This is a genomic window from Halostella pelagica, from assembly GCF_004762015.1.
Lineage (GTDB): Archaea > Halobacteriota > Halobacteria > Halobacteriales > Natronoarchaeaceae > Halostella > Halostella pelagica.
In genome coordinates this window covers 214,540-237,589 of the sequence record NZ_SJES01000002.1, presented here as the reverse complement: position 1 = coordinate 237,589, position 23,050 = coordinate 214,540, and the positions used below count along the sequence as shown (strand labels likewise).

The 23,050-nt window shown below is 63.9% G+C and carries 24 protein-coding genes; 13 read left to right on the top strand and 11 right to left on the bottom strand.

Annotation, left to right across the window (positions count from 1 at the left end; genetic code table 11):
- The first annotated feature begins 63 nt into the window (after positions 1-63).
- Positions 64-624, top strand: a complete 561-nt coding sequence (locus tag EYW42_RS05625; RefSeq protein WP_135534279.1) for a DUF420 domain-containing protein — start codon at positions 64-66, stop codon at positions 622-624.
- Between the two features lie 20 nt (positions 625-644).
- On the opposite strand, the gene EYW42_RS05620 is transcribed toward EYW42_RS05625, so the two are convergent.
- From EYW42_RS05620 to EYW42_RS19430, 6 genes are all read right to left on the bottom strand, one after another.
- Positions 645-1,169 carry a GNAT family N-acetyltransferase gene (locus EYW42_RS05620; RefSeq protein WP_135534278.1) on the bottom strand — a complete coding sequence of 175 codons (525 nt, stop codon included), beginning with the start codon at positions 1,167-1,169 and terminating at the stop codon, positions 645-647.
- A gap of 144 nt (positions 1,170-1,313) precedes the next feature.
- Complete coding sequence (purF, locus tag EYW42_RS05615) at positions 1,314-2,729, bottom strand: amidophosphoribosyltransferase (protein ID WP_135534750.1); 1,416 nt, start codon at positions 2,727-2,729, stop codon at positions 1,314-1,316.
- A 328-nt stretch (positions 2,730-3,057) separates the two neighbouring features.
- A complete protein-coding gene (locus EYW42_RS05610; RefSeq protein WP_135534277.1) occupies positions 3,058-3,231 on the bottom strand; it encodes a 50S ribosomal protein L37e in 174 nt (57 codons plus the stop codon).
- Positions 3,228-3,419 (bottom strand): LSM domain-containing protein, encoded by a 192-nt coding sequence (locus EYW42_RS05605; protein WP_135534276.1) that lies wholly within the window; start codon positions 3,417-3,419, stop codon positions 3,228-3,230. The genes EYW42_RS05610 and EYW42_RS05605 overlap by 4 nt, the downstream gene beginning before the upstream one ends.
- Before the next feature lie 47 nt (positions 3,420-3,466).
- Entirely contained in the window at positions 3,467-4,531 is a 1,065-nt protein-coding gene (locus EYW42_RS05600) for a M20/M25/M40 family metallo-hydrolase (RefSeq protein ID WP_135534275.1), read from the bottom strand.
- Positions 4,532-4,614: 83 nt separating this feature from the next.
- A complete protein-coding gene (locus EYW42_RS19430; protein ID WP_161972912.1) occupies positions 4,615-4,785 on the bottom strand; it encodes a hypothetical protein in 171 nt (56 codons plus the stop codon).
- A gap of 13 nt (positions 4,786-4,798) precedes the next feature.
- On the opposite strand from EYW42_RS19430, the gene EYW42_RS05595 reads away from it, so the two are divergent.
- The 5 genes from EYW42_RS05595 (at position 4,799) to EYW42_RS05575 (ending at position 8,364) form a co-directional block, all read left to right on the top strand.
- Positions 4,799-5,077: a hypothetical protein gene (locus EYW42_RS05595; RefSeq protein WP_135534274.1), complete on the top strand. Its 279-nt coding sequence runs from the start codon at positions 4,799-4,801 to the stop codon at positions 5,075-5,077.
- Between the two features lie 72 nt (positions 5,078-5,149).
- On the top strand, positions 5,150-6,106 hold the full coding sequence (locus tag EYW42_RS05590) for a zinc-dependent metalloprotease (RefSeq protein WP_135534273.1): 957 nt from the start codon (positions 5,150-5,152) through the stop codon (positions 6,104-6,106).
- 115 nt (positions 6,107-6,221) lie between these two features.
- On the top strand, positions 6,222-6,533 hold the full coding sequence (locus EYW42_RS05585) for a HalOD1 output domain-containing protein (RefSeq protein ID WP_202613818.1): 312 nt from the start codon (positions 6,222-6,224) through the stop codon (positions 6,531-6,533).
- A 130-nt stretch (positions 6,534-6,663) separates the two neighbouring features.
- On the top strand, positions 6,664-7,281 hold the full coding sequence (locus EYW42_RS05580) for a class I SAM-dependent methyltransferase (RefSeq protein ID WP_135534272.1): 618 nt from the start codon (positions 6,664-6,666) through the stop codon (positions 7,279-7,281).
- A 63-nt stretch (positions 7,282-7,344) separates the two neighbouring features.
- The gene (locus EYW42_RS05575) at positions 7,345-8,364 is read left to right on the top strand and encodes a threonine ammonia-lyase (protein ID WP_135534271.1); all 1,020 of its coding nucleotides are present in this window, start codon (positions 7,345-7,347) and stop codon (positions 8,362-8,364) included.
- Positions 8,365-8,393: 29 nt separating this feature from the next.
- Here EYW42_RS05575 and EYW42_RS05570 read toward each other — a convergent pair whose 3' ends face one another.
- From EYW42_RS05570 to EYW42_RS05560, 3 genes are read right to left on the bottom strand one after another with little or no spacing between them, the layout of a single operon-like run.
- On the bottom strand, positions 8,394-8,597 hold the full coding sequence (locus EYW42_RS05570) for a hypothetical protein (RefSeq protein WP_135534270.1): 204 nt from the start codon (positions 8,595-8,597) through the stop codon (positions 8,394-8,396).
- Position 8,598: 1 nt separating this feature from the next.
- Positions 8,599-9,003: a nuclear transport factor 2 family protein gene (locus EYW42_RS05565; RefSeq protein WP_135534269.1), complete on the bottom strand. Its 405-nt coding sequence runs from the start codon at positions 9,001-9,003 to the stop codon at positions 8,599-8,601.
- A gap of 31 nt (positions 9,004-9,034) precedes the next feature.
- Complete coding sequence (locus EYW42_RS05560; protein ID WP_135534268.1) at positions 9,035-9,586, bottom strand: hypothetical protein; 552 nt, start codon at positions 9,584-9,586, stop codon at positions 9,035-9,037.
- Between the two features lie 121 nt (positions 9,587-9,707).
- Between EYW42_RS05560 and EYW42_RS05555 the strand changes: the two genes are divergently transcribed.
- Positions 9,708-12,356 (top strand): AAA domain-containing protein, encoded by a 2,649-nt coding sequence (locus EYW42_RS05555; protein WP_135534267.1) that lies wholly within the window; start codon positions 9,708-9,710, stop codon positions 12,354-12,356.
- Between the two features lie 26 nt (positions 12,357-12,382).
- Here the strand turns inward: EYW42_RS05555 and EYW42_RS05550 are convergent, their stop codons facing one another.
- Complete coding sequence (locus EYW42_RS05550; protein ID WP_135534266.1) at positions 12,383-13,102, bottom strand: YqjF family protein; 720 nt, start codon at positions 13,100-13,102, stop codon at positions 12,383-12,385.
- A gap of 180 nt (positions 13,103-13,282) precedes the next feature.
- Here EYW42_RS05550 and EYW42_RS05545 point away from each other — a divergent pair, with 180 nt between their 5' ends.
- The 3 genes from EYW42_RS05545 (at position 13,283) to EYW42_RS05540 (ending at position 15,398) form a co-directional block, all read left to right on the top strand.
- A complete protein-coding gene (locus EYW42_RS05545; protein ID WP_135534265.1) occupies positions 13,283-13,594 on the top strand; it encodes a hypothetical protein in 312 nt (103 codons plus the stop codon).
- Between the two features lie 125 nt (positions 13,595-13,719).
- A complete protein-coding gene (locus EYW42_RS19425) occupies positions 13,720-13,887 on the top strand; it encodes a hypothetical protein (RefSeq protein WP_161972911.1) in 168 nt (55 codons plus the stop codon).
- 272 nt (positions 13,888-14,159) lie between these two features.
- Positions 14,160-15,398, top strand: a complete 1,239-nt coding sequence (locus EYW42_RS05540; RefSeq protein WP_135534264.1) for a lactate racemase domain-containing protein — start codon at positions 14,160-14,162, stop codon at positions 15,396-15,398.
- Positions 15,399-15,439: 41 nt separating this feature from the next.
- Here the strand turns inward: EYW42_RS05540 and EYW42_RS05535 are convergent, their stop codons facing one another.
- Entirely contained in the window at positions 15,440-18,250 is a 2,811-nt protein-coding gene (locus tag EYW42_RS05535) for an ATP-dependent helicase (protein ID WP_135534263.1), read from the bottom strand.
- A 144-nt stretch (positions 18,251-18,394) separates the two neighbouring features.
- Between EYW42_RS05535 and EYW42_RS05530 the strand changes: the two genes are divergently transcribed.
- The 3 genes from EYW42_RS05530 to EYW42_RS05520 all read left to right on the top strand — a co-directional run bounded on the left by EYW42_RS05530 (position 18,395) and on the right by EYW42_RS05520 (position 23,043).
- Positions 18,395-19,129 carry an MBL fold metallo-hydrolase gene (locus EYW42_RS05530; protein WP_135534262.1) on the top strand — a complete coding sequence of 245 codons (735 nt, stop codon included), beginning with the start codon at positions 18,395-18,397 and terminating at the stop codon, positions 19,127-19,129.
- Between the two features lie 144 nt (positions 19,130-19,273).
- Positions 19,274-22,273: an MMPL family transporter gene (locus EYW42_RS05525; RefSeq protein WP_449271869.1), complete on the top strand. Its 3,000-nt coding sequence runs from the start codon at positions 19,274-19,276 to the stop codon at positions 22,271-22,273.
- Positions 22,273-23,043, top strand: coding sequence for a TrmB family transcriptional regulator (locus tag EYW42_RS05520; protein ID WP_135534260.1), 771 nt, complete (start codon positions 22,273-22,275; stop codon positions 23,041-23,043). The genes EYW42_RS05525 and EYW42_RS05520 overlap by 1 nt, the downstream gene beginning before the upstream one ends.
- Positions 23,044-23,050 lie beyond the last annotated feature (7 nt).

Genomic DNA, 23,050 nt, shown 5'->3' with positions numbered 1-23,050 from the left:
GGAACGCGATCTCTGCCAGTCGTGAAAGGAACGTCTTTGGGACCGCGGCAATAAGGATAGGCTATGCAACACCGGGTCAGAGAACACATTCCGGCGACGACGGGCCTGCTCACTGCCGTTTCGCTGGCGCTCGTGTTCGGTGCCGCTCTCGGTGCGATACCGGGAACCGTCCTTCCCCGCGCGCCGGGGTGGTTCGTCGACGCTATCCCGCACGTAAACGCCGTCCTCAGTGCCCTGGCTATCGGAACCATCGCTGGCGGGATCCACGCGATCCGACGCGGGCGAGTCGGCCGCCACCGAGCGCTGATGCTCATCACGTTCAGCCTGTTCGCGACCTTTCTCGTGCTGTATCTGTACCGGATCGTGCTGGAAGGCCCTGCGGCGTTTCCCGGGCCGGAGACCGTCTACACGTACGTCTACCTCCCGATACTGGCTATCCACGTTCTGCTCGCCATTCTCACGATTCCGCTCGTCTACTACGTCCTCCTGCTCGCGTGGACGCACTCGGTGGCGGAGCTTCCGTCGACGAGGCACGCGACGGTCGGCCGAGTCGCCGCCGCGCTGTGGCTCATCTCGTTCACGCTCGGCGAGGTAGTGTACGCGCTGCTGTATCTCTTCTACTGATCCGCGACGCCGTCCGATCTCTACTGGTCAGTCACCAGCCGAGCGTACCAGACGACGTCCCGATGTTCGCCGTCGACGAAGACGGCTTCGCGGTGGACCCCTTCGCGTTCGAACCCAGCCTTCTCCAGGACACGCGCCGACGCGTCGTTGAACGCCACGACGCGGGCCTGCACGCGGTGGAGTCGACGCTGGTCGAACGCATACTCGGTCAGCGTCCGGGCGGCGTCCGTCGCGTAGCCGTTGCCCCACTCGTCCGGCACGATCCAGTAGCCGAGTTCGCCGACGCCGTTCTCCTCGTCGACGGTGTTTAGCGATACCATGCCGACCGGCCGGTCGTCCGCGGTGACGAGCAGGTCGACCGAGTCCTCGTCCGAGACGACTTCTTCGAAGAACTCCCGCTCTTGCTCGGAGTTTTTCGGAGTCGACATCAGCGTGGTACGCCACACGTCGGGGTGGTTGACGGCGTCGCGGAGGAACTCGATGTCGTCCGATTCGACCGTACGGAGCGATACAGTCTCGCCGCGGAGAAAGGTCGCGCCTGGCATAGTTGTCGGTCGTTCCGATCGGACGAAAAGGATGGTGGTGGTGTGCTACCTATTCACAGTGTTCGTTGTACCTGTAGACCGGTATTCGACGGCTCCACGTCAGCGAAATACCGAACTGAAGTATAAGGATCCCTATCAGTTAGCTCAGTCGTCGGCCGGAACCTCTGTCCGGGTGATCTCCCGGTCCGCCTCTTCGCCCTCGATGTCGTAGGGATATTCCCCGGTGACACAGCCCATACAGAGGTCGTCGCGGGACTGTTCGAGCACCTCGGCGACGGCGTCTTTCGAGAGGTACGCCAGGCTATCAGCATCTATCTCGTCGGCGACCTCCTCGACGCTTTTGTCGCTGGCGATGAGTTCGTCACGGCTCGCCATGTCGATGCCCATGTAACACGGCGCGACGATGGGCGGTGCGCCGATGCGGACGTTGACCTCCTCGGCACCCACGTCCTTGAGGAGTTTGACGAGTTGGGTCGACGTCGTGCCGCGGACGATTGAGTCGTCGATGATCGTGACCGTCTTCCCTTCGATGGTGCTTTTGATGGGGTTTAGCTTGAGGCGGACCGCGCGCTCTCGCTCGTCCTGCGTCGGCATGATGAACGTCCGGCCGACGTAGCGGTTTTTCATCAGCCCTTCCGCGAACTCGACGTCGTCCGCGGCCTCGGCGTACCCCGAAGCGAACGCTCGGCCGGAGTCGGGAACGGGGAGGACAACATCGCTGTCGATGCCGCTTTCCTCCCAGAGCTTCCGTCCCAGGTCGCGCCGGACTTCGTAGACGCGCTTCCCGTCGATGACGCTGTCGGGGCGGGCGAAGTAGACGTGTTCGAAGAAGCAGTGTGCGGTTTGTTTCTGCTCGACGAGTTGGTAGCTGTCGAACCCTTGTCCGTCCGCCCGGAGGATAACGAGTTCGCCGGGCTTGACGTCTCGGACCAGTTCTCCGTCCAGCGTGTCGATGGCCGCACTCTCGCTCGCGAGAATGTACCCGTCATCGAGTTCGCCGATGCAGAGCGGTCGGTTGCCTTGCGGGTCGCGTACGCCCATCACCGTATCGTCGTGCGTGATAGTGAGCGAGTACGACCCGTGGATACGAGTCATCGTCTGTTTGACGGCACGGACGAGGTCCTCCTCTAACAGGTTCCGCGCGAGGTCGTGGGCGATGACTTCGGTGTCGCCGTCGGACGTGAACGCGTGGCCGGAGTCCGCGAGTTCGTCGCGTATCTCGTCGGCGTTGACGAGGTTGCCGTTGTGCGAGAGCCCGAGCGACCCGCTCTTGAACGAGACGGAGAAGGGCTGTGCACAACTGGAGTCGACACTGCCCGAAGTGGGATATCGGACGTGACCGATCCCCGACGGCCCGTTCAGGCTCTCGATGTCGTCCTCCGAGAACGCGTCTCCGACCAGTCCCATCTCTACGTGACTGTGTTGCTGGAACCCGTCGTGCGTGACGATACCGGCTGATTCCTGCCCGCGGTGCTGAAGCGCGTATAGGGAGTAGTAAAGCGGGCGTGCGGAATCGCGTCCGTCGAGCGAGATACCGACGACGCCGCACTTTTCGGTCATGCCGTCCTGGGATCGCCTCTCGGCCCGCCCGTTTGACATGGACGGTTGTAGAGAACGGGCCGGGATAAATCCTCGCAAACGTGTCTGATTCTCCGTCTCTCCGGTGACAAATATACACGTTCGTGAACAACTCTTTGAACGTCTGCACTCAGCAATCCTCTCTCCACCCATACGCCGTTAGCGCGCGGTGAAACCTGCTGGGGGAGACACTGCAAACCAGAACTGCCATTATATCAGACAATAGAAGTGAAGCGTTCGTACACCGAAACCACGGGGCTACCGCTACGCGTGTGGTTTTCGAGAGAAAGGAAAACTCGTCAGTCGGTGGTTACTCGCCGGCTTTCGACTGCCACTCGTAACCGCGCTGCTTGCTCGACTTACCGAACCCGCACGACGAGCATTTACCTTTCTTGACGTGATACGACTTTTCGCCACACCGACGACATTTGACGTGGGTCGTGGTGTTTTTCTTACCCTGGCTCGGGGTTCCTGCACCAGTCATGGGATAATGGTTACGACGTTATCGCCGCGTATAATCGTTGTGTCTTCGCCTTCCGCGTCCTCCAGAACGAGGTTCATGTGCTGGTCGTACCCGGTGAGAAACCCGTCGTACTCCTCGCCGCCTTTCAGTCGGACGGTCACCTGGTCACCGACGGACGCTTCGAGCACGTCGAGTGGACGTTCGCTCATACGGGAAACGGCTTTCGACGGACGCTTAAACGTACCGGTAAGCGCGGTCAAATAGGGACGCTAAACGGTGCGCGCTCGCTTGCACCGGCAACAAATGCCTCTAGAAGTGTAACTGCAGCCGTCATATCGTCCGTGTCGATCACCTCGACCGGTGTGTGCATGTACCGGTTTGGCAGACCGAGATAGACAGATGGCACGCCGCCACGGGCCGTGAAGAACGCGTTCGTGTCGGTGCCGGTGGTGGTCGGGGACGACTGCAACTGCACGCTTATCCCTTCGGCTTCGGCCGTCTCCCGGAGCGAGTCCGCGAGTGCGGGGTGGTTCGCGTTCCCGCGGGTGACGACCGGGCCGTCGCCGAGTCTCACGTCGCTCGCCCGGTCACTGGGTGCGTCGGGGTAGTCCAGTGCGTGCGCAACGTCGACGACGACGACCGCGTCCAGGTCGAGGTCGAATCCGACCATCTCGGCTCCGTGAAGACCGACCTCCTCCTGAACCGTGCTGACCGCGTAGACGGTGGCGTCCACGTCCGCCTGGGCCGCGTTCCGGAACGTTTCGGCCGCGACCCACATCCCGGTGCGGTTGTCCATCCCCGGGCCGGCGACGCGCGTCCCCTGTAAGTCCGTCACCGCGCCGTCGACCGTGATCGGATCGCCGACGGTGACGAGTTCCCGGGCCGTTTCGCCGTCCGGTGCGCCGATGTCGACGTGGTGGTCCGCGATAGCTTCCTCGCCGGGGTCCTCGTCGTCGTCCGCTCGGACGTGGATCGCCGTCTGGCCGATGACGCCGGGGACCGGTCCGTCCGCGGCGTGAATCGTCACCTGCTGGCCGCGCGTGACCGTCTTGTCGATGCCGCCGACTCGCCCGACGTGGACGTGGCCATCGTCGTCTATCTCGCGGACCAGAAACCCGATCTGGTCGGCGTGACCCGCGACGGCTACCGCGGGTCCATCGCCCTCGCTCACCGCGACCGCATTGCCGTAGCTGTCCGTGCGTATCTCGTCGGCGTACTCGCTCACGCGGTCTATCCAGACTCGCTGACCGGGTGCCTCGTAGCCCGACGGAGTCGCCGATGAGAGCAGGTCGTTTAGAAACGCGCGCCGGTCGTCGTTCATGAATGTCGTTTCGAACTCCTGATACGAAACGTTGTTCGTTTCGACACGGTGGCACCGGTTGAGGTCCGCTCGTCTACGCGATATCACCGGTGATCGAACGCGCTGTCGTTCCGGCAGTCATCGACCGCGCCGTCCTTTCGACCGCGTTGTCTCTTCGGCACCCATCGATCACCGGACGTGTTCGCCGTCGTACTGGTGAACCGGGACGCCGGATCGAACTCCGGTTTCATCCGACAGTATAAGTCCGTCCCCATCGAACGGTACAGTATGGTCGACATAACACTGTTCGAACTACACGTCGACGGCGACCCCCAGTTCACCCCCAGTTGGATCAGCGGCGAACGCGACACGAGCGAGAGGCTGGAGGGTGACGGCGGGACGACCGTCGATGTCGAGGAGGAAAGCAGCGGGAACGGAGGGAAGGTGCTGATCGGTCTCGTTGCACTCGTCTTGACCGCCGCGGTCGTCAGGAAGTTCCGCGGCGGCAGTGACGGTAGCGAGGAGTTCGAAGAGGAACCGGAGTACACCGTCGAAGAGACCGCCTGAGGATCTCGAACCGCCGGCCGTCCCCGGTTCCGGGAGAAGGGTTTTGTCCTCTCGGACGCAAGTGAATTCACTGTGAGTCTCTATCGTAGCGTCCGGGCCGTTACGTCCGCGTCGGGCGACGGTCCGATCGACTGGAGTGCAGTCGCCGAGGCGGCGAAGGCGTCGACTGACGCCGGCTCGCTCGATATCTCTGCCGCCGAACGGGACGGGTACGCCGACGACGTCCGCGACGCTCGTCGGCGCGTCCGCGACGTGTCCGCCCTGAATTTCGACCTCCCTCGCGCCGTCGAGGTGCAACACCGCCATCACTGGATCGATGCGAACGTCGAGACGTTCTCCCGGCTCATGCGACCGCTGGAGGACGAAACTGCGGATTTCTTCCCCGGTGCCGCACGCGTCGTCAACACCGGTTCGATGAGCTTCATGCTCGGTTTTCTGGGTCGCAACGTCCTCGGCCAGTACGACCCCCTCTTGCTCGCGGACGACCCGGACGACCACGCGCTGTATTTCGTCCGCCCGAACATCGTCCGCACCGCCGAGAGTCTGAACGTCGAGTACCCCCGCTTCCGCCGCTGGATCGCCTTCCACGAGGTGACACACGCCGCCGAGTTCGGGGCCGCACCCTGGCTCTCCGACCACCTCGAAGACCAACTCGAACGCGGTATCGGCGCGGTCACCGACGGCACTCTGGACCGCGAATCGTTCAAGGAACTCGACGCCGCGATGACCGTCGTCGAGGGGTACGCCGAACTGCTGATGGACCACGCGTTCGACGACGAGTACGCGGACCTCCGCCGGAAACTCGACGAGCGACGGAAGGGCCGGGGGCCGCTCGCCCGCCTCGTCCGCCGCGCGCTCGGTCTTGGTCTGAAGCGCCGGCAGTACGAACGCGGGAAAGCGTTCTTCGAGAGAGTCACCGAGGAACGCGGCGTCGCCGCCGCCGGTGCCGTGTGGGAGCGCCCGGAGAACCTGCCGACGAACGACGAGATCGACGCACCTCACACGTGGATGCAGCGCGTCGACCCCTGAGGTATCCCGTACCGCGGCCGCACTGACCTGAATACATATAGCCCCCGCCGCCATCCCCGCTGTATCACTGTAGCCACGGAGGCCATACGGGTGTGCCCTAAAGAGGAGAGTACACGTGACCACGGAAATTCATTCCCCAGTCGAACGCGACGCCGAGGACGAAACGCTCACCGAAGCCGTCGTACTCGCTGTCGCTGACGCCGTCGACGCCGACCCTCTAACCCTCGAACCGCTTCACGACTGCGTGGACCCGGACGCGCTGGATCAACTGTTCCGCTCGGCCGATGACCACGCGGACTCGGTTCGCGGACGCGTCGAGTTCCGCTACGCCGACTGCGACATTGCAGTCCACGCTTCAGGACGCGTCGTCGCGACCCCCGTCAAACCTCCCAGTGTACAGTCCGAGTCCCTCGCTGCCACGGAATAGTCGGAGCGTTCTGTTTTCAGTTCTCGTCTCACTTTCCGCGTCGGCTTTCGCTTGGTTCGCCCGTAGCGGACGTCACTGGCGGGTGATCGAGACACAAGATACTTGCGAACACCGGGGGGAGAAGCAACGAATGACTGGCAGGAAAGCCGTTCGAGACGGGTACGACTCACTGGCTCAGACGTACGCCGAACAGCGCTCCGATGACGAGACGCTGGGGACGACTCTGTTCGACGATCTGCTGGCTGACCTCCCGGACGACGCGCGGTTGCTCGATGCCGGCTGCGGTCAGGGGACTCCGGTTCTCGCCGGCGCGGGGGTGTCGGCGGTCGGCCTCGACTTCTCCGGCGAGCAGCTCCGCCTGGCGACGGAGAACGCTCCCCGCGCGGCGCTCGTTCAGGGCGACATGGCAGCGCTCCCGTTCGAGGACGACGCGTTCGACGCTGTCACGGCGTACCACTCGCTGATTCACGTACCGCTTTCCGAACACCAACGCGTTATCGACGAGTTCGCACGCGTGCTGAAGCCGGGGAGCCCGCTACTGGTCTCCGAGGGCCACGTCGAGTGGGAGGGTTCGAACCCGGATTGGCTCGACAGCGGCGCAGCGATGGAATGGCATATCGCGGGTTCCGAGGCGACGCGCGAGCAGATCCGGGAGGCCGGGTTTACCGTCCTCGACGAGTGGTCCGTCGCCGACACGTGCGCTGAGGAAGAGGGCGCCCAGAAGCCCTTCTTCCTGGCGGAGCGCTGAGGGGCCGACAGTTCGGTCTGCCGGGGCGGTATCGTTACAAGGTGTCCCCGCGCAGTCACGACCATGCCGTCGCAGTACGATCCGGTCGAATCGCCGGACGAGACTACGCTATTCCCGTATCACGACCGCACGCCCCCGAAAACCGCCGACGTCTATCGCGCTCGGCGCGTCGTTCGCCGTACCCTTCCACGGACGCCCCTGGTTCGGAGTGAACCGCTCTCCGCCGAGTTCGACGCCGACGTCTACCTGAAGCGCGAGGACACCCTCCCGACGGGCGCGTTCAAGGTTCGCGGCGGCGTCACGCTGGCCGCAGACCTCGACGACGCGTTCCGCGACCCCGGACTGATCGCCGCGAGTACCGGAAACCACGGTCAGTCCGTGGCGTACGCCGGCCGGACGTTCGACGTGCCGGTCACCGTCGCCGTCCCCAGAGACGCGAACCCGTCGAAAGTAACCGCGATGGAGCGACTCGGTGCCGACGTGGTCCACCACGGCGACGACTTCGACGATGCCCGAGAACACGCCGAAGAACTGGCCGCTGCGGAGGGGTACCGGTACGTCCACTCCGCGAACGAGCCGAAACTCGTCGCAGGCGTGGGGACGGCCGGCCTCGAAATCGTGGAAGACCTCCCCGAGGTTGATTACCTGTTCAGTCCGGTCGGCGGCGGGTCGAGCGCCGCCGGATACTGTCTCACTGTCGGCGAACTCGCGGACGCGACCGTAGTCGGCGCGCAGTCCGAGGCGGCCCCCGCGATGTACCGGGCCTGGGACGAGGGGCATCTCGACCCGGCCGATGAAATGGGAACGTTCGCCGAAGGCATCGCGACGCGCGTCCCGTTCGCGATGACCATCGACCTGCTGCGCGACCGCCTCGACGACTTCTGTCTGGTTAGCGAGGACGCTATCAGGACGGCCGTGCGGGACCTGCTCATCGAGGAGTCGCTGGTCGCCGAGGGGGCGGCCGCCGCGAGCGTCGCTGCGATGCGCGGAATGCGCGACGAACTCAGCGGCAAAACGGTCGTCCTACCGATCTCGGGCCGGAATCTAGACACCGAGAAGCACCGGACCGCACTGGGCGAGTAAGTCCACCGCGGAGTCGCCTGCTCCGCTCGCTACGGGGCGATAGTCGCCAGATAGTACACGAGCACGAGTCCGAGAAGGAGTCCGGCGACCGTCACGGCGGCGACGCTGCCGAGGTCAGCGCCGCCCTGGACGGCGATCATACCCGCCGAACCGCCGACGAGGAGGACGAACCCGGCCATCAGACGCTTGCGCTTTTGCTCCCTTTCTTCGTCGGAGAGAGAAGGCCCGACCATCTCAGTCCCCGTCACCGCCCTCACCGCCCGAAAGCTCCGGGTGAGGTGCGCTGACGTGCAGTTCGACGAACACCCACTCCTCGTCCCGTCGTTCGAGCGTCCCGCTCCAGCGAGTCGGGAACGCGAAGCGTCTGCCGCTCTCGGCGTCGGTCCAGGCGAGGTCGACCTCGTCGCTGAACCAGGCGTACTCGCCCCGCTCTGTCACGCTGAGTCGTCGGGTGTCGACCGTCCATTCCTCGGTCGTCCGGGTCTGTTCCCGCAGCGCCTCTGCGATGTCGTCGTAGCCGACCAGCGACTCGGAGACGCCGAACTTCGCCGTTTGTGCGTCCTCGGCGAAGTACGTGTACAGCGGTTCTCCCCGGCGGAGCGACTCGTAGTACTCGCGGACGGTGTCGACAGCAGTCATACGGACACGAACGCCGTGAGGCCGCTTGAAGTCACTGGAACGCTCTGCCGACACCGTCGTCGTCGACTAGCTCCTCGAACTCGGTTTCGAGGAGGTCCTCGGCCTCCTCGAACGTCGTAGAGAGGTCCTCTAGTTCGTCCGGGCGGTCGTACTGGTCGTACTCCATCGGCCCGAACGCGGGACTGTCTATGGCCTCCATCACGTCGTCGAACAGGTCGCCCGGCGTCGTCGGGGCGTCCTGATGCGCTTTGATCACCTCTTCCAGATGTGTGACCTGCTCCTTGGCCTCGTCCTCGTCGTCCGGCGGCGACTGGACGGCGAACCGCCCGGTCTCGGACTCCTCGGGCAGGTAGGAACCGATCTCGTCGTCTAGGTTCCGCGCGACTCGCGCGCCGACGCCGCGAACGTCGAACGGGTTCTTTGCGTACGTCTTCAGGTGAAAAACGCCCCCCGAAGGGTGGCCGAGGTAGAGGTCCTCGCCAACGCCTCCGTCCCGGTCGCCGGCGACGGCGCGCCAGCCCTCGGGGTCGACGTTCTTATCCACGACGTCCTCCATGATGTCGTCCCACTCGCGGACCCGCATGACAGGATATTGCGAATCGACGGGAAAGAACGTATCGATTGGGGAGATCCGTTCCGCGCGGGACGATGCTCCGTGTCACGACCAGTAGCGTTTTTGACCGCGGACCACCAGAGACGTGATAGTGAACATTCGGGGGACCGTTGCGGAGGCCGGTGAGGTGCGTACCGTCTCGACGCAGTACGGCGAGAGCGACCTCGCGGAGGTCGAACTGCGGCTCGAGGAGGGCGCTGACCCCGTGCCGGTGACGCTGTGGGGCAAGTGGACCGAGACGGCCGAACTCGTCGAACCGGGGATGGAGCTCCGCGTCACGGACGCCGAGGAGGACGACTACGACGGCGGCTACGCGACGACGGGCGACTCCTACGTCGTGCTCGAACCGGACTTCCTCGTAGACGTCACCGACGTCCGCTCGTGGGTGCAGTGCCCGCGGATGTACTATCTGAACAAGCTATCGGGCATTCCGCTGGTCTACCCCGTCGTCAAGGGGACCATCGTCCACGAGGTGTTCGGTGACCTCCTCCGCGGGCGTGACCTCGACGACTCCATCGCTGACCGCGTCGAGGAGGCGGGGCTCGAACTCGGACTGCTGGGCAAGACGGCCGAGGAGGTCGAGGAGGAGGTCCGCCAGAACGCGATGGCAATAGAGGGGTGGCTGAAACAGGGCGTCCTGACCGACCAGGACGAGTGGCGGAGCGAGCAGACCCTCATCAGCCAGAGATTCGGCATCAAGGGCCGTGCCGACGCCATCAGGCGCGGTATGCCCGTCGAACTCAAAACGGGCAAGAACACCAAGCGCGACCCGCGGTTCCACGACAAGATCCAGGCCGCCTGCTACGCGCTCATCCTGCAGGAGCGCGGCGTCCCGGTCGACACAGGAACGCTGCTGTACACCAAAAACTCCGCGCTGGACCGCTCCGAGGCGACCGGCGACCTCTCGCCCGCCAAGGAGTTCTCGGTCGGCGACGGACTGCTGAAGTTCGTCGTCCGGACGCGCAACGAGATAGCGGCGATGGAACACGACGTGAGCGTCCCGACGGGGCACGAGGCGGACGCAGTCTGCGATTACTGCTTCGAACAGGACACCTGCCAGGTCGTCTCGGGCCGCCTCGACCAGGAGTCCAAAGCCGGCCAGATCGGTCGGCCGATTCCCGAGGAGGAACGCGAGTACTTCGGCCGGTTCTACCGGGCTATCGAGGAGGAGCGCCGCGCGACACACCGCGAGTACGCGAAGCTATGGGAACAGACCGGCGAGGAGCGAGCGGACGACGACCGGGCGCTGATCAACCTCGAACCGACCGACCGCCGGCAACTCGACGGCGGCCGCTGGGAACTCCGTGCCGACCGAACTGACGATGCGGTGTCGAAGATCCGCGAGGACGACGTGGTGCTGGCGAGCGACGGCCACCCCGTTACCGGCCACGCGGAACTTGCACGCGTCGAACGCCTCGACGAGGAAGTGGTCGTCACTGCGGACGAACCCGTCGAACTCCGACGGCTCGACGTGTATCCTTCTGAGCTTTCGGCCGATCGGATGCTGACGGCGCTGCACGACGGCCTGCTCAAAGGCGGCGAACGCCGCAAAGACGTGCTCTTCGGCCGCGCAGACCCCGAATTCCGCGAGGAGACGGAGACGTTCATCGACAACAACGAGGCTCAGAACGATGCGGTGACGCGTTCCGTCGCCGCCGAGGACTTCGCGCTGGTTCACGGTCCGCCGGGGACGGGCAAGACCTACACCATCGCACGGACCGTCAGGGCGCTCGTGGAGCGCGGCGACCGCGTGCTGCTCTCGGCTTTTACCAACCGCGCGGTGGACAACGCCCTGGAGGCGGTGCGGGATCAGGGATTTCAGGACGTCCTCCGCGTCGGCACGGAAAGCGGCATCCGCAAAGACATGCAGGACGTCCGGCTCGCCGAGCGCGGCGACCCCGGCGAACGTACCCGCGAACTCCGAGAGGCTCCGGTCGTCGCCGCGACGACATCGACCTGCGGGTCGCGCGTCATGCGGGAGCAGTCGTTCGACGTGGCCGTCGTCGACGAGGCGGCCCAGCTAACCGAACCCGAGACGCTCGCGGCGATCAACCTCGCGGACCGGTTCGTTCTCGTGGGTGACCACGAGCAGTTACCACCGGTCGTCAGGACCGAAAACGACCTGACGAAGTCGCTGTTCGAGCGCCTCATCGAGGACCACCCGGATGCGGGTGTGATGCTCGACCGCCAGTACCGGATGGCCCAGCGCATCCAGGCGTACGCGTCACGGGAGTTCTACGACGGCGCGTTGCGTCCCGCGACCGGCGACGTGGCGAGTCAGCGACTCTCTGACCTGTCCGGCGTCGACGTGGACACGCTTCCCGACCACCTGCAGGACCCGGTAACGATGGTCGACGTGCCGGGCGACGGCGCGCGCCACACGGACGCCGAGGAGGCCGACGAGGTGGCGGAGATCGTCGAAACTCTCGCGGACGCGGGCGTGCAACTAGCCGATATAGGCGTCATCGCCCCGTTCCGCGCGCAGGTCGCGGAGATATCCCGTGGCGTTCCGGACGGCGTCACCGTCGACACTGTCGACCGGTTTCAGGGCTCGTCCAAGGAGGTCATTCTCGTCTCCTTCGTCGCCAGCGGCGACCTCGACAGCCCTATTTTCGAGGATTACCGCCGGGTGAACGTGGCGCTTACGCGCGCCAAACGGTCGCTGATACTCGTCGGCGATGCGAACGCCCTGTCGACCGACGACGTGTACGCCCGGATGGTCGAATGGGCGCGGGCGTAGTTCAGTCGGGGCGGCGTGAGCCGTTCTCAGACCCGGACCGGTTCGTTGATCGGGCTGGCGCGTATCGGCCGTCGTCCGACGTTTCCGAGCGTCACGGCCCGTGGGGGTGCAACGTGGAGATGCGGTTCCGCGGCCGGTCTCCCGATGTCAGCAGCGGCGAACAGCGTGTTCTCGTCGACGGTCGCCGCAGCCGTGCGGAGCCGCCAGGGGTCGTGGTCAACGACGCCGGTGTAGAGTGCGGACCGGCCGGGGAGGTAGAACCGGTAGCGGTCGATGGCGAACGCCTCGAACGAACCGGGTTCGACGGATTCGAGTGACCCGTTCGGGCCGTACGTCGCCCGGAACCGCGCGTCCGGTTCCCCGGCCCGGATGCGCTCGCTTTCGAAGCGGACGTCGGTGCCGTCACGGCGTACTGACGCCTCAGCACGGTAGTAGGGTATCCCGAGCGTCCGCCGGCCCGCGGTGACGGCCAGACGCTCGTCCGCGTCCATGCTGAGGAAGTAGACGCCCGGGTCGCCGTCGACGGTGACGTACGTCCGGAGGTTCACCTGCGGGAACGTCCGCCCGAACGGCGCGAATCGGGGGCGCACGTCGTCCATCGTCAGCGAGACGACGCCGAGCCACGCCTGCCCGTCGAACGTGTCGAGCGTCGCGGCGTCGGGCAGGTGCGGCCGGAGCCGGTCCGGCGCGACCGGATAGTGGGCGAACAGCAGGTCCCGCCACTGCATGGAGCCGAGCGGAGTCATATGTATATTTATGGTGCCAACGTACTTCTCGGTGGCATTATCGGTTTCTGTCAAGACAGGCTTATTGACCCTTTGGCCACCATCTATTATAATTTATATTTAAATTACTATATAATAATATAACATAAATAACATTCTCCCCAAAGTACTTATATACTGATGAAAAGTATTAGAATATATATGAAAAAGCTACCAAAGATAATTTTTCTTGTAGTAGTTATTATAGTTATGATTTCATCAATAATGATATCAATTCCACCAAGACAGCAAACTGAGACAGGCCATGAAGTAACATATTATGTAAAGCAAACAAATGATAGTGATATTGTTGATTATGTAAGATTCGATAATCTCACAGAGTCTGAGCAGAGAGAATTCAAAACAGGACTAGAACAGGATGGAGTTACAAAAGAAAGCAGGCCTGAGATCGCTGATTACAATCATATAAGATACAAGAGTAAGTATTATACGATAGAGATAGCAATGCCATAAGTTAACATTATTTATCAGTTATATCTTCACCTCATATTAATACAGATATAATTTTTATAAAGTGGTCTGTATTAGTTTTATTTGGAATGTTCAACACAGATTCCAAATATAGCCGACGTAGATTTATGGAAAAAGTTAGTGGTTCTGTCGGAGCTCTGAGTTTAACTACTACTGTAAGTGCTAATGCACAAAATGGGAATGAGGATATTGTAGAAGGACATGGAAAATACCTCGAAATCGGGGTTTCATTTGGAAGAATCTCCAGAAGATGCAAAAACAGGAAGTGGAGATAGAGAAAAACAAATTAGCAGGTCAACATTGTAATTCTGGGAATCGTCACCAACAAAATGTTCCGGATAGTCGCCGAGACGCTGGTTGTGACGCATATTTGTTCATTGTTAACTTTCAGGAAGATCGGATTTGGCTGTGTTCAAGTCACTAGCAACACTTGCAGAGACCCACAATGTTCTCATTCTCTTCTCTTTTGTGCCGGAGCGATCACATATCCTCTTCTATTCATTTCGGTCGGAGCATTTTCATGATCGGTACCGTTACTTCTCCCCGGATGAACGCCAGAAGTGACCTTCTACTGGGTGACGGTCGAATTTACATCTCGCTTCCGGATTCCGATGCGACCGTCGCCGACCCGCCCGGCGGCGACGCTGTCGACCCCCGCGAGGCCGCGGACCGCGCCGTCGCGGATCCGCACGGCCCAACCCTCTCGGAGCGCGTCGCGCCCGGCGACGAGGTGGCGGTCGTCGTGACGGACGTGACGCGCGCCACGCCGGACGACGCCCTGCTCGACGTGCTCCTCGACGAACTGCGGGACGGCGGCGTGGACCGCGCCGACGTGACCGTCGTGATCGGCCTCGGCCTCCACCGCCCGATGGGCGACGACGAGATCCGGGCGGCGCTCGGCGACCACGCCGACCTGGCGGTCAACCACGACGCCGACGCCGCCGTCGAGGTGGGCGACGTGGACGGCTGTTCCGTCGAACTCCATCCAGCGGTCGCCGCGGCGGACCACGTGGTCTCGACCGGGATGGTCGAACCGCACCAGTACGCCGGCTTCTCCGGCGGCGCGAAGACCGTCGTCGTCGGCGCGGGCGGCGAGCCCATCATCCGGTACACGCACGGCCCGGAGATGCTCGCCCGCGACGGCGTCCGCCTCGGCCGGGTCGCCGGCAACCCGTTCCGCGAGACGATAGACCGGGCGGGCGACGTGGCCGGCGTCGACTTCTGCCTGAACGTCACCCACGGGCCGAGCGGGATCCTCGACGCCGCGGCCGGCGATCACCGCGCCGTCGTCCGGGATCTGGCGGCGACGGCCCGCGACGCGTTGTCCGTCCCCGTCGCGGCCGACTACGACGCGGTCATCGCGGGCGTCGGCGCGCCGAAGGACGCGAACCTCTACCAGACGACGCGGGCCGCGACGTACGTGGCGCTCGGCGACCAGAACCCGCTCCGCGAGGGCGGGCGGATCGTGCTTCCGGCGACGCTCTCCGAGGGCGCGGGACGGGGAACCGGGGAACGGCGCTTCTATAACCGACTCTCGGGGGCTGAGAGCGCTGCTGCGCTGTTCGAGGAGATGCGAGAGGGGTACGCCCCCGGTGCCCAACGAGCGTTCGTGGTAGCGCAGGTGCTCCGCGAGTACGACGTGTACGTGACGAACAGCGACTCGCCGTCGGTCGTCGAAGAGTGTCTGATGAACGCCCGCCCGTCCATCGACGAGGCGGTCGAACCGGGGAGCGACGTTCTGGTCGTGCCGGACGCGTTGAACACGTTGCTGGTGTCGGCTACGTGATGCCGGTGGTCGTACTATAGTAGCGTCTGCGAGTCCTCTCCTCACTCGTCGGCCGCCAGCGGTCCGCCCGCATCGGCGCCGTCGCCGATCTCTTCGACGACGCGCTCGTGAAACGACTGGAGTGCCGCGCTCTCGTCCTCCGCGAGGACGACGTCGCTCGCCATCAGCGTGGCGAGGCCGAACGACCGGGGCGTCGGCGAGGCGACCGTCTGCTCGGCGACAGTCACGTCGCCGTCGGCTATCGACGCGACGACCGCCTCGATCTCGTCGACGTTCAGTTTGTCCTCCAGTATCTCGCGGTAGGTCTCCTCTATGACGGCGAACTCCTCTAGGTCCTCGGCGAAACCGAGCAGCATCTCGCTGGAGACCTGTTGCTCCTGTGCGGATTTCTCGTACCCCTTGTAGCGCTTCAGGATCATCAGCGACCGCGTCGCGTTGATCCGGAAGTACCGCTGGAGCAGTTCGGTGCCGTCTAGGCTCTCCCGTAGGAGCGCCCGCACCTCGTCCGGGTCGAGGTCGCGGAGGATCCCCGCGATGTCGACCTTGCGGTTCAGCGGCATCGAGAGCGTGAACCCGTTGTCCGCCACCGCGACGGAGACGTTGGCGTTTGCCTCCTGCGCACAGCGGTACGCGAGGAGTCGGGAGAGTCCGTCGTTGAACCGCCGGCCGTAGTTGGAGTGGACGTAGTAGTGGCGTTCGTACTCGTCGCGGTCTTTCTCCTGCTCGACGGCTATTCGGCGGTCGGTGCTGACGCTCTCGCTCCCGGCGAAGCGGACCTGCTGGTCGAACATCCGGGCGACGGCCCGCACGCTGTCGTCGTCCAGCGGATACTCCCTGAGCCACTGCCGAACCGCCGGCGGGCCGCCCGAATCGAGGCGGTCGAGCAGTTCTCCCTGAAAGGCGAGTATCTCCCGGCCCAGGTCGTACGACAGCGGCAGGCGCTCGGAGAACCACGACGGAACCGTCGGCCGAGCGCTCGTCGGGTCGACGTACACCTTCGACCCGCGACGGTAGCTGAACTCGAAGTTCTGGCCGCCGAGGACGAACACGTCGCCTTTCTCCAGCGTGTCGAGATAGCTCTCGTCCAAGTTGCCGACCCACTCGTTGCTGGCGCGAGTGTAGACATCGCAGGTGAACGAGTCCGGTATCGTCCCGATGTTCGTCATGTAGATGACCCGCGCCAGTCGCCCGCGCTTGCCCATCAGCGTTTCGCCGACCTCGAACTCGTCGTAGTGGTACTCGCCGTCCGGCGGGTCGTTGCCGTCGCGCCACACCTTCGCGTAGACGTTTTTCTCTTCTAGCCCCTCGTAGTCGGCCGTGAGATAGCGCATGAGCCGGTCCCAGTCGCTCCCGTCGTAGTTCCGGTAGGGGTACGCTCGCCGGAGGACCGCTTTGATCTCGGCTTCCGGACGGACCTCCGCTATCGCCATCCCGTACACGTGCTGTGCGGCGACGTCGTGAGCGTTTTCGGGGATCGAGACGCTGTCGACGAACCCCTCTTCGGCCTTCTTGAGCATCACCGCGCACTCGACGAGTTCGTCGCGGTCCAGCGCGACGACGCGCCCGGTGACCGTCTGTCCGACACGGTGCCCGGCGCGGCCGACGCGCTGGAGCAGCGAGGCGACGCTTTTCGGGGACCCGACCTGCACCACGAGGTCGACGTGGGGCATGTCGATGCCGAGTTCGAGCGAGGTCGAGGACGTCACAACGTCGAGCGACCCCTCCTTCAGACGCTCCTCGATCCCCTGTCGTGCCTCCTTCGAGAGGCTCCCGTGGTGGCAGCCGGAGTTGTCCTCGTCGTACGCGTCGTACCGCTCCCGGAGGTTCTGGAGGATGCGTTCGGCTCCGGAGCGGGTGTTTGCGAACACCAACGTGTTCGTGTGCTCCTGCACCATCTCGTGGAGTTCGTCGTAGAACCGCTCCTGTACGACGTCCGGCGGGGTGTTGATCAGGTCGTCGGTCGGACAGTGCAGTTCGATGTCGAACGCGCGGGCGAAGCGCGCGTCGACTATCTCGTAGTCGCGCGTGTCACCGCCGGACGAATCAGTCCGGGGGCGTTGCTCACTCGCTCCGTCCGAGACTCGTTGCGTCTCGCACCCGACTAGGAACTCCGCGACGTCTTCCAGCGGTTCGATGGTCGCGGAACACCCGATCCGCGTCGGCGAGGTGTGGGCGAGTCGCTCTAAGCGTTCGAGGCTGACCGACAGGTGGGTGCCGCGCTTCCCGCCCGCGATGGAGTGTATCTCGTCGACGACGACGTATTCGACGGTTCGGAGCTTCTCGCGGAACTTCGGGGAGTTCAGCAAGATTGCGAGCGTCTCGGGCGTCGTGTTGAGTATATGCGGCGTCTCCTCCAGCATCTTCCGGCGCTCGCTGTCGTCGGTGTCGCCGTGGCGGATGGCGTGACGTACTTTCCCCACGTCCTGTGACTCGTCGCGCCGTTCCGTGATTTCGGTGATACCGTCCAGCGGGACCTCCAGGTTCCGGTGAATGTCGTTAGCGAGCGATTTCAGCGGGGAGACGTAGAGGCAGTAGACGGAGTTTTCCAACCCCGCCTCCTTCTCTCGACGGAACAGTTCGTTGATGATCGCGGTGAAGCTAGCCAGCGTCTTGCCGGACCCGGTCGGCGCTGCGATCAGCGCGTTCGTCCCCTCGTGGACCAGGGGGATCGCGCCCTCCTGCGGCGGCGTGAAAAAGCCCTCGTTCTCGGGAACGAACTCGCCGAACTCCTCGACCCACCACTCCCTGACCGCGGGTTCCAGCAGTTCGAGAACGTCCGCGTCCGTGATCTCGGCCCGGTCGGGGTCGAACGGCAGGTCCGCGTTCTCGACCGGCAGCCGGTTCCCATCCATCAGCGGATCCAGGGGGTCGCCCGGCAAGAGGGTTTGGAAGGCGGAGTGGAAGTGAAGCGGAGGACGGATCCGCGGTCGGCGAGTCGGGTCCAACGCCGGCCGGACGACACAACCCTTTTCGCTCCGCTCTCCGCAGGCACAGGCATGGACGTCACCTTCCTGGGCACCGGTAGCGCGATGCCGGCCGGCGACAGGTCCCAGACCGGAATCCTCCTCGAAGACGACGGCCGACGCCTCCTCGTCGACTGCGGGAGCGGCGTTCTCAATCGTCTCTCGCAGACCGACCCGGGCTACGAGGGCATCTCGTCGGTGCTCCTGACGCATCACCACCTCGACCACGTCGCCGACCTACTTCCCCTGTTGAAAGCCAGATGGCTGGCCGGCGAAACGCATCTGGAGGTCGTCGGTCCGGCCGGCACGAAGGCGCTGGTCGACGATCTGATCGACGTATTCGACTACCTCGACGGCCGCGTCGACCTTCAGATACGGGAGGTCGGCCCGCACGAGTTCTCGGTCGCGGGGTTCGATATCGAGGGGTATGAGACGCGCCATTCGACTCCCTGTCTCGCGTACCGCTTCGGGGACGCGTTCGGATTCAGCGGAGACACCGAGGCGTTCGAAGGGTTGGCGACCTTCGCGGACGGGGTCGCCGTCTTCGCGCACGACTGCTCGTTTCCGGACGACGTCGACGTGTCGAATCATCCCACCCCGTCACAGCTCGGCGACGCGTTCGCCGGCACCGAGATCGGGCGGCTCTACCTCACCCACCTCTACCCGCACACCGAGGGGAGACACGACGAGATGATCGCCTCGGTTCGCGAGCGGTTCGACGGCGACGTTCGGGTCGCAAGCGATCTCACGACGTTACGGATCGAATGACGTTCCGCGGTCGAGAACGATGATTTTCCGACAGTTCGAACGAAACCATCACCCTTAAGGACGACGTGTTGTTAGTAGTCTCATAACAACAGTGCTTACAATGCACGATATAACCAGCTACCACGGGAACGGAGCGTGGTCGACGTGGGCCTGACCGACTCGATCACGGACGCGATCGCGACGCACACTCGTATCGTGATCGCGGTGATGATCGTCCTCACTGCTGTCGTCGGGGGCGGTGCCGGGATGGTGGAACAGTCTTCGTCACTAGGCCAGTTCGAGACCGGGTCCGTCGAGGAGGAAAAGCGGAGCTACGTCAATCAGAACTTCACCTCCGGACGGGAGAACACGACATCGGTACAGGTGATCGTTCGAAACGAGACCGGGAACGTCCTTACGAAGGACTCGTTCCTTCGCTCCTTGCGACTCCAGCAGACGTTCCGCGAGAACGAAACGATAAACGAGTCGCTCGACGACGAGGACCCCGTTCTGGGTGTCTCGAACTACGTCGCCGCGTACGGTGGGATTCTGGAGGAACAGCGCGCTATCGAGGCCGAGAACGAGAGCTTACAGGCCGACTACGCCGCGCTCGGGCGGCAACAGGAGAAGCTGAACCAGACGGCTAGCGACCTCGAAGCCGCACTCGCAAGCGTTGCACGCAATGATTCCGCCGACCCGCGAGCCGTATTCGAATCGGTCCGACGGGACACGCCGGTGAATCTGAGCGACGACGACGCCGAGACGTTCGAGCGGGCGGCGCGGTTGGTTCGGAACGCGGAGACCGACGAGGAGCAACGTCTGGCGTACGCCGTCGCCACCTACGCCGGTCCCGGCAACGAGAGCGTCCTCAGCGAGGAGTACGCGGCCGTTCGGGACCGAGCGGACGAACTCCAGCAGCGGCGCGAGACCCTCACCGAACGAGGCCAACAGCTCAAAGAGCGACAGGCCGCGGTTCAGGCGGGCGCTCTCCCGCCCCTCGACGAGCAGATCGACCAGGTAGAGTCGATGAACGATTCTCAGGTCGAGTCCGTCGTCGAGACGCTTCTGAGCGGCGACAACGGTGGGAACGGCGGGCCGCTCGCACTGATGGCGTCGAACTACGACCCCGGGTCGACCACCGCGGACGCGCGGATGATGGTCGTGTTCCAGTCCACCGAGTCGAGCGTTCAGAACCCGGGAGAGGTTTCAGATAACTTAGTCGATACTCAGTTGGCCATCCGCGACCAAGCTGAGCGTCAGAGCAACGGGGAACAGTACATCGTCTTCGGATTCGGCATCATCGGCGAGGAGACCGACCAGTCGATGGGCGACAGTCTCGCCATCGTCGGGCCGCTCGCGCTGCTGTTCGTCCTCCTCACCCTCCTGATCGCCTACCGGGACCTGCTGGATATCGTTCTCGGGTTCGTCGGCATCTTCACAGTCCTCATCTGGACGTTCGGGTTCATGGGCTGGGCCGACATCACGTTCAACCAGATCATGATCGCGGTGCCCGTGTTGCTCATCGGGCTCTCTATCGACTACGCGATCCACATCTTCATGCGTCACCGCGAACAGCGCCAGGCCAGCGACGGCGAAAGCGTTCGCAGGTCGATGCGAGCGGCGCTCGTCGGCGTCGGCGTCGCCCTGGTATGGGTGACGGCGACGACGGTCATCGGATTCATGTCGAATCTCATCAGCCCGCTCGGGCCGATCCAGGACTTCGGGATCGTGAGTTCGTTCGGCATCGCGGTCGCGCTGCTCGTGTTCGGCGCGTTCATTCCGGCGCTGAAAGTCGAGATAGACGGGGCGCTGGAACAGCGCGGCATCGACCGCCGGAAGCGTGCGTTCGGTACCGGCGGAGGCCGGTTCAGCCGAGTACTTTCGGTGGGGTCCACGGCCGCGAAGGTCGCGCCGTTCGTCGTCATCGCTCTCGCCCTGACTGTCAGCGTCGCGGGCGCATACGGTGCGACGCAGGTCGACACAAGTTTCTCCAACGAGGACTTCCTCGCTGACGACCCGCCGGAGTACATGTACGACCTGCCGGAACCGTTCCGTCCCGGCGAGTACTCCGTGAAGAAGAACCTCGATTACATCAACGACAACTTCCAGCGCGAGGACCAAGTCGCGCAGGTGTTGGTCGAGGGTGATATCACTCACCCGGACACCCTCGAACGCGTCAATCGGTCCGAGGAACGTATCAAAGAAAACGACGTGGCGTTCGTCACTTCCGGCGGCAATCCATCGGTAACGAGTCCCAACTCGGTGATCAGGTCCGTCGCTGATCGCAACGGGACGATGGCGGCGGTCGTTAACGAGACTGACACCGACGGCGACGGCATCCCCGACGAGAACCTGACGGCCGTGTACGATACGCTGTACGAAGTGGCCCCCGGCCAGGCCGGGCAGGTGATCTACCGCGATAACGGCGAGTACCGCGCCGCCCAGGTCGAGGTGTCCGTTCGCGGCGGTCTGTCGACGGCCGAGACCACCGACCGGATGCGAGACGCCGCGGGCGCTGTCGACGACGACGGCGAGAGCGATATCTGGACGGCCACCGCGACCGGATCGCCGATCGTCAACGAGATCGTCCAGGGCCAACTGCTCGACACGGTCATCGAGAGCCTGATGATCACGCTCGTCGCCGTGTTCGGGTTCCTGATGATCGCCTACCGGGTCACGCACGGCAGCGCATCGCTGGGCGTCGTCACCCTCATGCCGGTCGCGCTGTCCGTCTCGTGGATCCTCGGGACGATGCACGTGATCGGGATGCCCTTTAACGTCCTGACCGGGATGATAACCAGCCTGACCATCGGACTCGGCGTCGCCTACAGCATCCACTTGAGCGAGCGGTTCAACCTCGAACGCAAGCGTCGTGACAACATCTGGGCGGCGATGGACACGAGCATCACCGGCACCGGCGGGGCGTTGCTCGGCAGCGCCGCGACGACAGTCGGCGGGTTCGGCGTCCTCTCCCTCGCCATCTTCCCGGCGCTCCAGCAGTTCGGTATCATCACCGGGCTGACGATCATCTACGCGTTCATCGCGTCCGTGGTCGTCCTGCCGAGTCTGCTCGTCGTCTGGACGAGGTATCTCGCACCCGAGGACCGCACGGCCGAAACCGGCGACACGGACGCGTCGATTCATCCCGACGGTGGTGAGAACTGATGGCCGAGAGCGACGCGGTGTCGTCGCTCGAACACCTTGGGCTCACCGGCTACGAGGCGAGAGTGTTCATCGCCTTGCAGAAACTCGGTTCCGGCACCGCACGCGACGTTCACAGGGTCGCTGAGGTGCCCCGGTCACAGGTGTACAGCGCCGCCGAGAACCTCGAAGAGCGCGGTCTCGTCGAGGTCCAACAGTCGAACCCGATGCGATACCGGCCGGTCAGCATCGAGACGGCCCGGTCGATCCTGCGCGAGCGTTTCGAGCGTGAACAGGAGCGGGCGTTCGACTACGTCGAGGGCGTTCGAGAGGAACACAGCGACGACGGGGAGGAACAGGAGGACATCTGGACTGTCCGCGGTCAGGAACACGTGGAAGACCGGATCGTCGAACTGATTCGCGAGGCAGAGGAGAGCGTCATCTTCGGAACGCCAGACCCAGACCTGATGACCGAGACTATCGAGACGGCGCTTCGTGACCGGGAGAAAGCAGGCCTGTACGTGGGCGTCGTCAGCGTCGACGAGGGGGTCTTCTTCTCCGAGCACGGAGAGGAGGACGCCTTTCCCGTCAACCCGAACGACTCGACCGATGCTCGTGTCGCCGCTAAACGGCGGCGGCGGGACAGTAGTGAGGACCGCATCGTCGGCAAACCGGTTCCGGACGTTTCGGGCATCAACCGGGAGACGGCGTTCTGGAGCGTCGAGACGAACTTCGCGTCCGCCCTGATCGAATTGATGAATTCCAGTTTCGACTCGTTCGACCGGAAGGTGTGACCGTTCG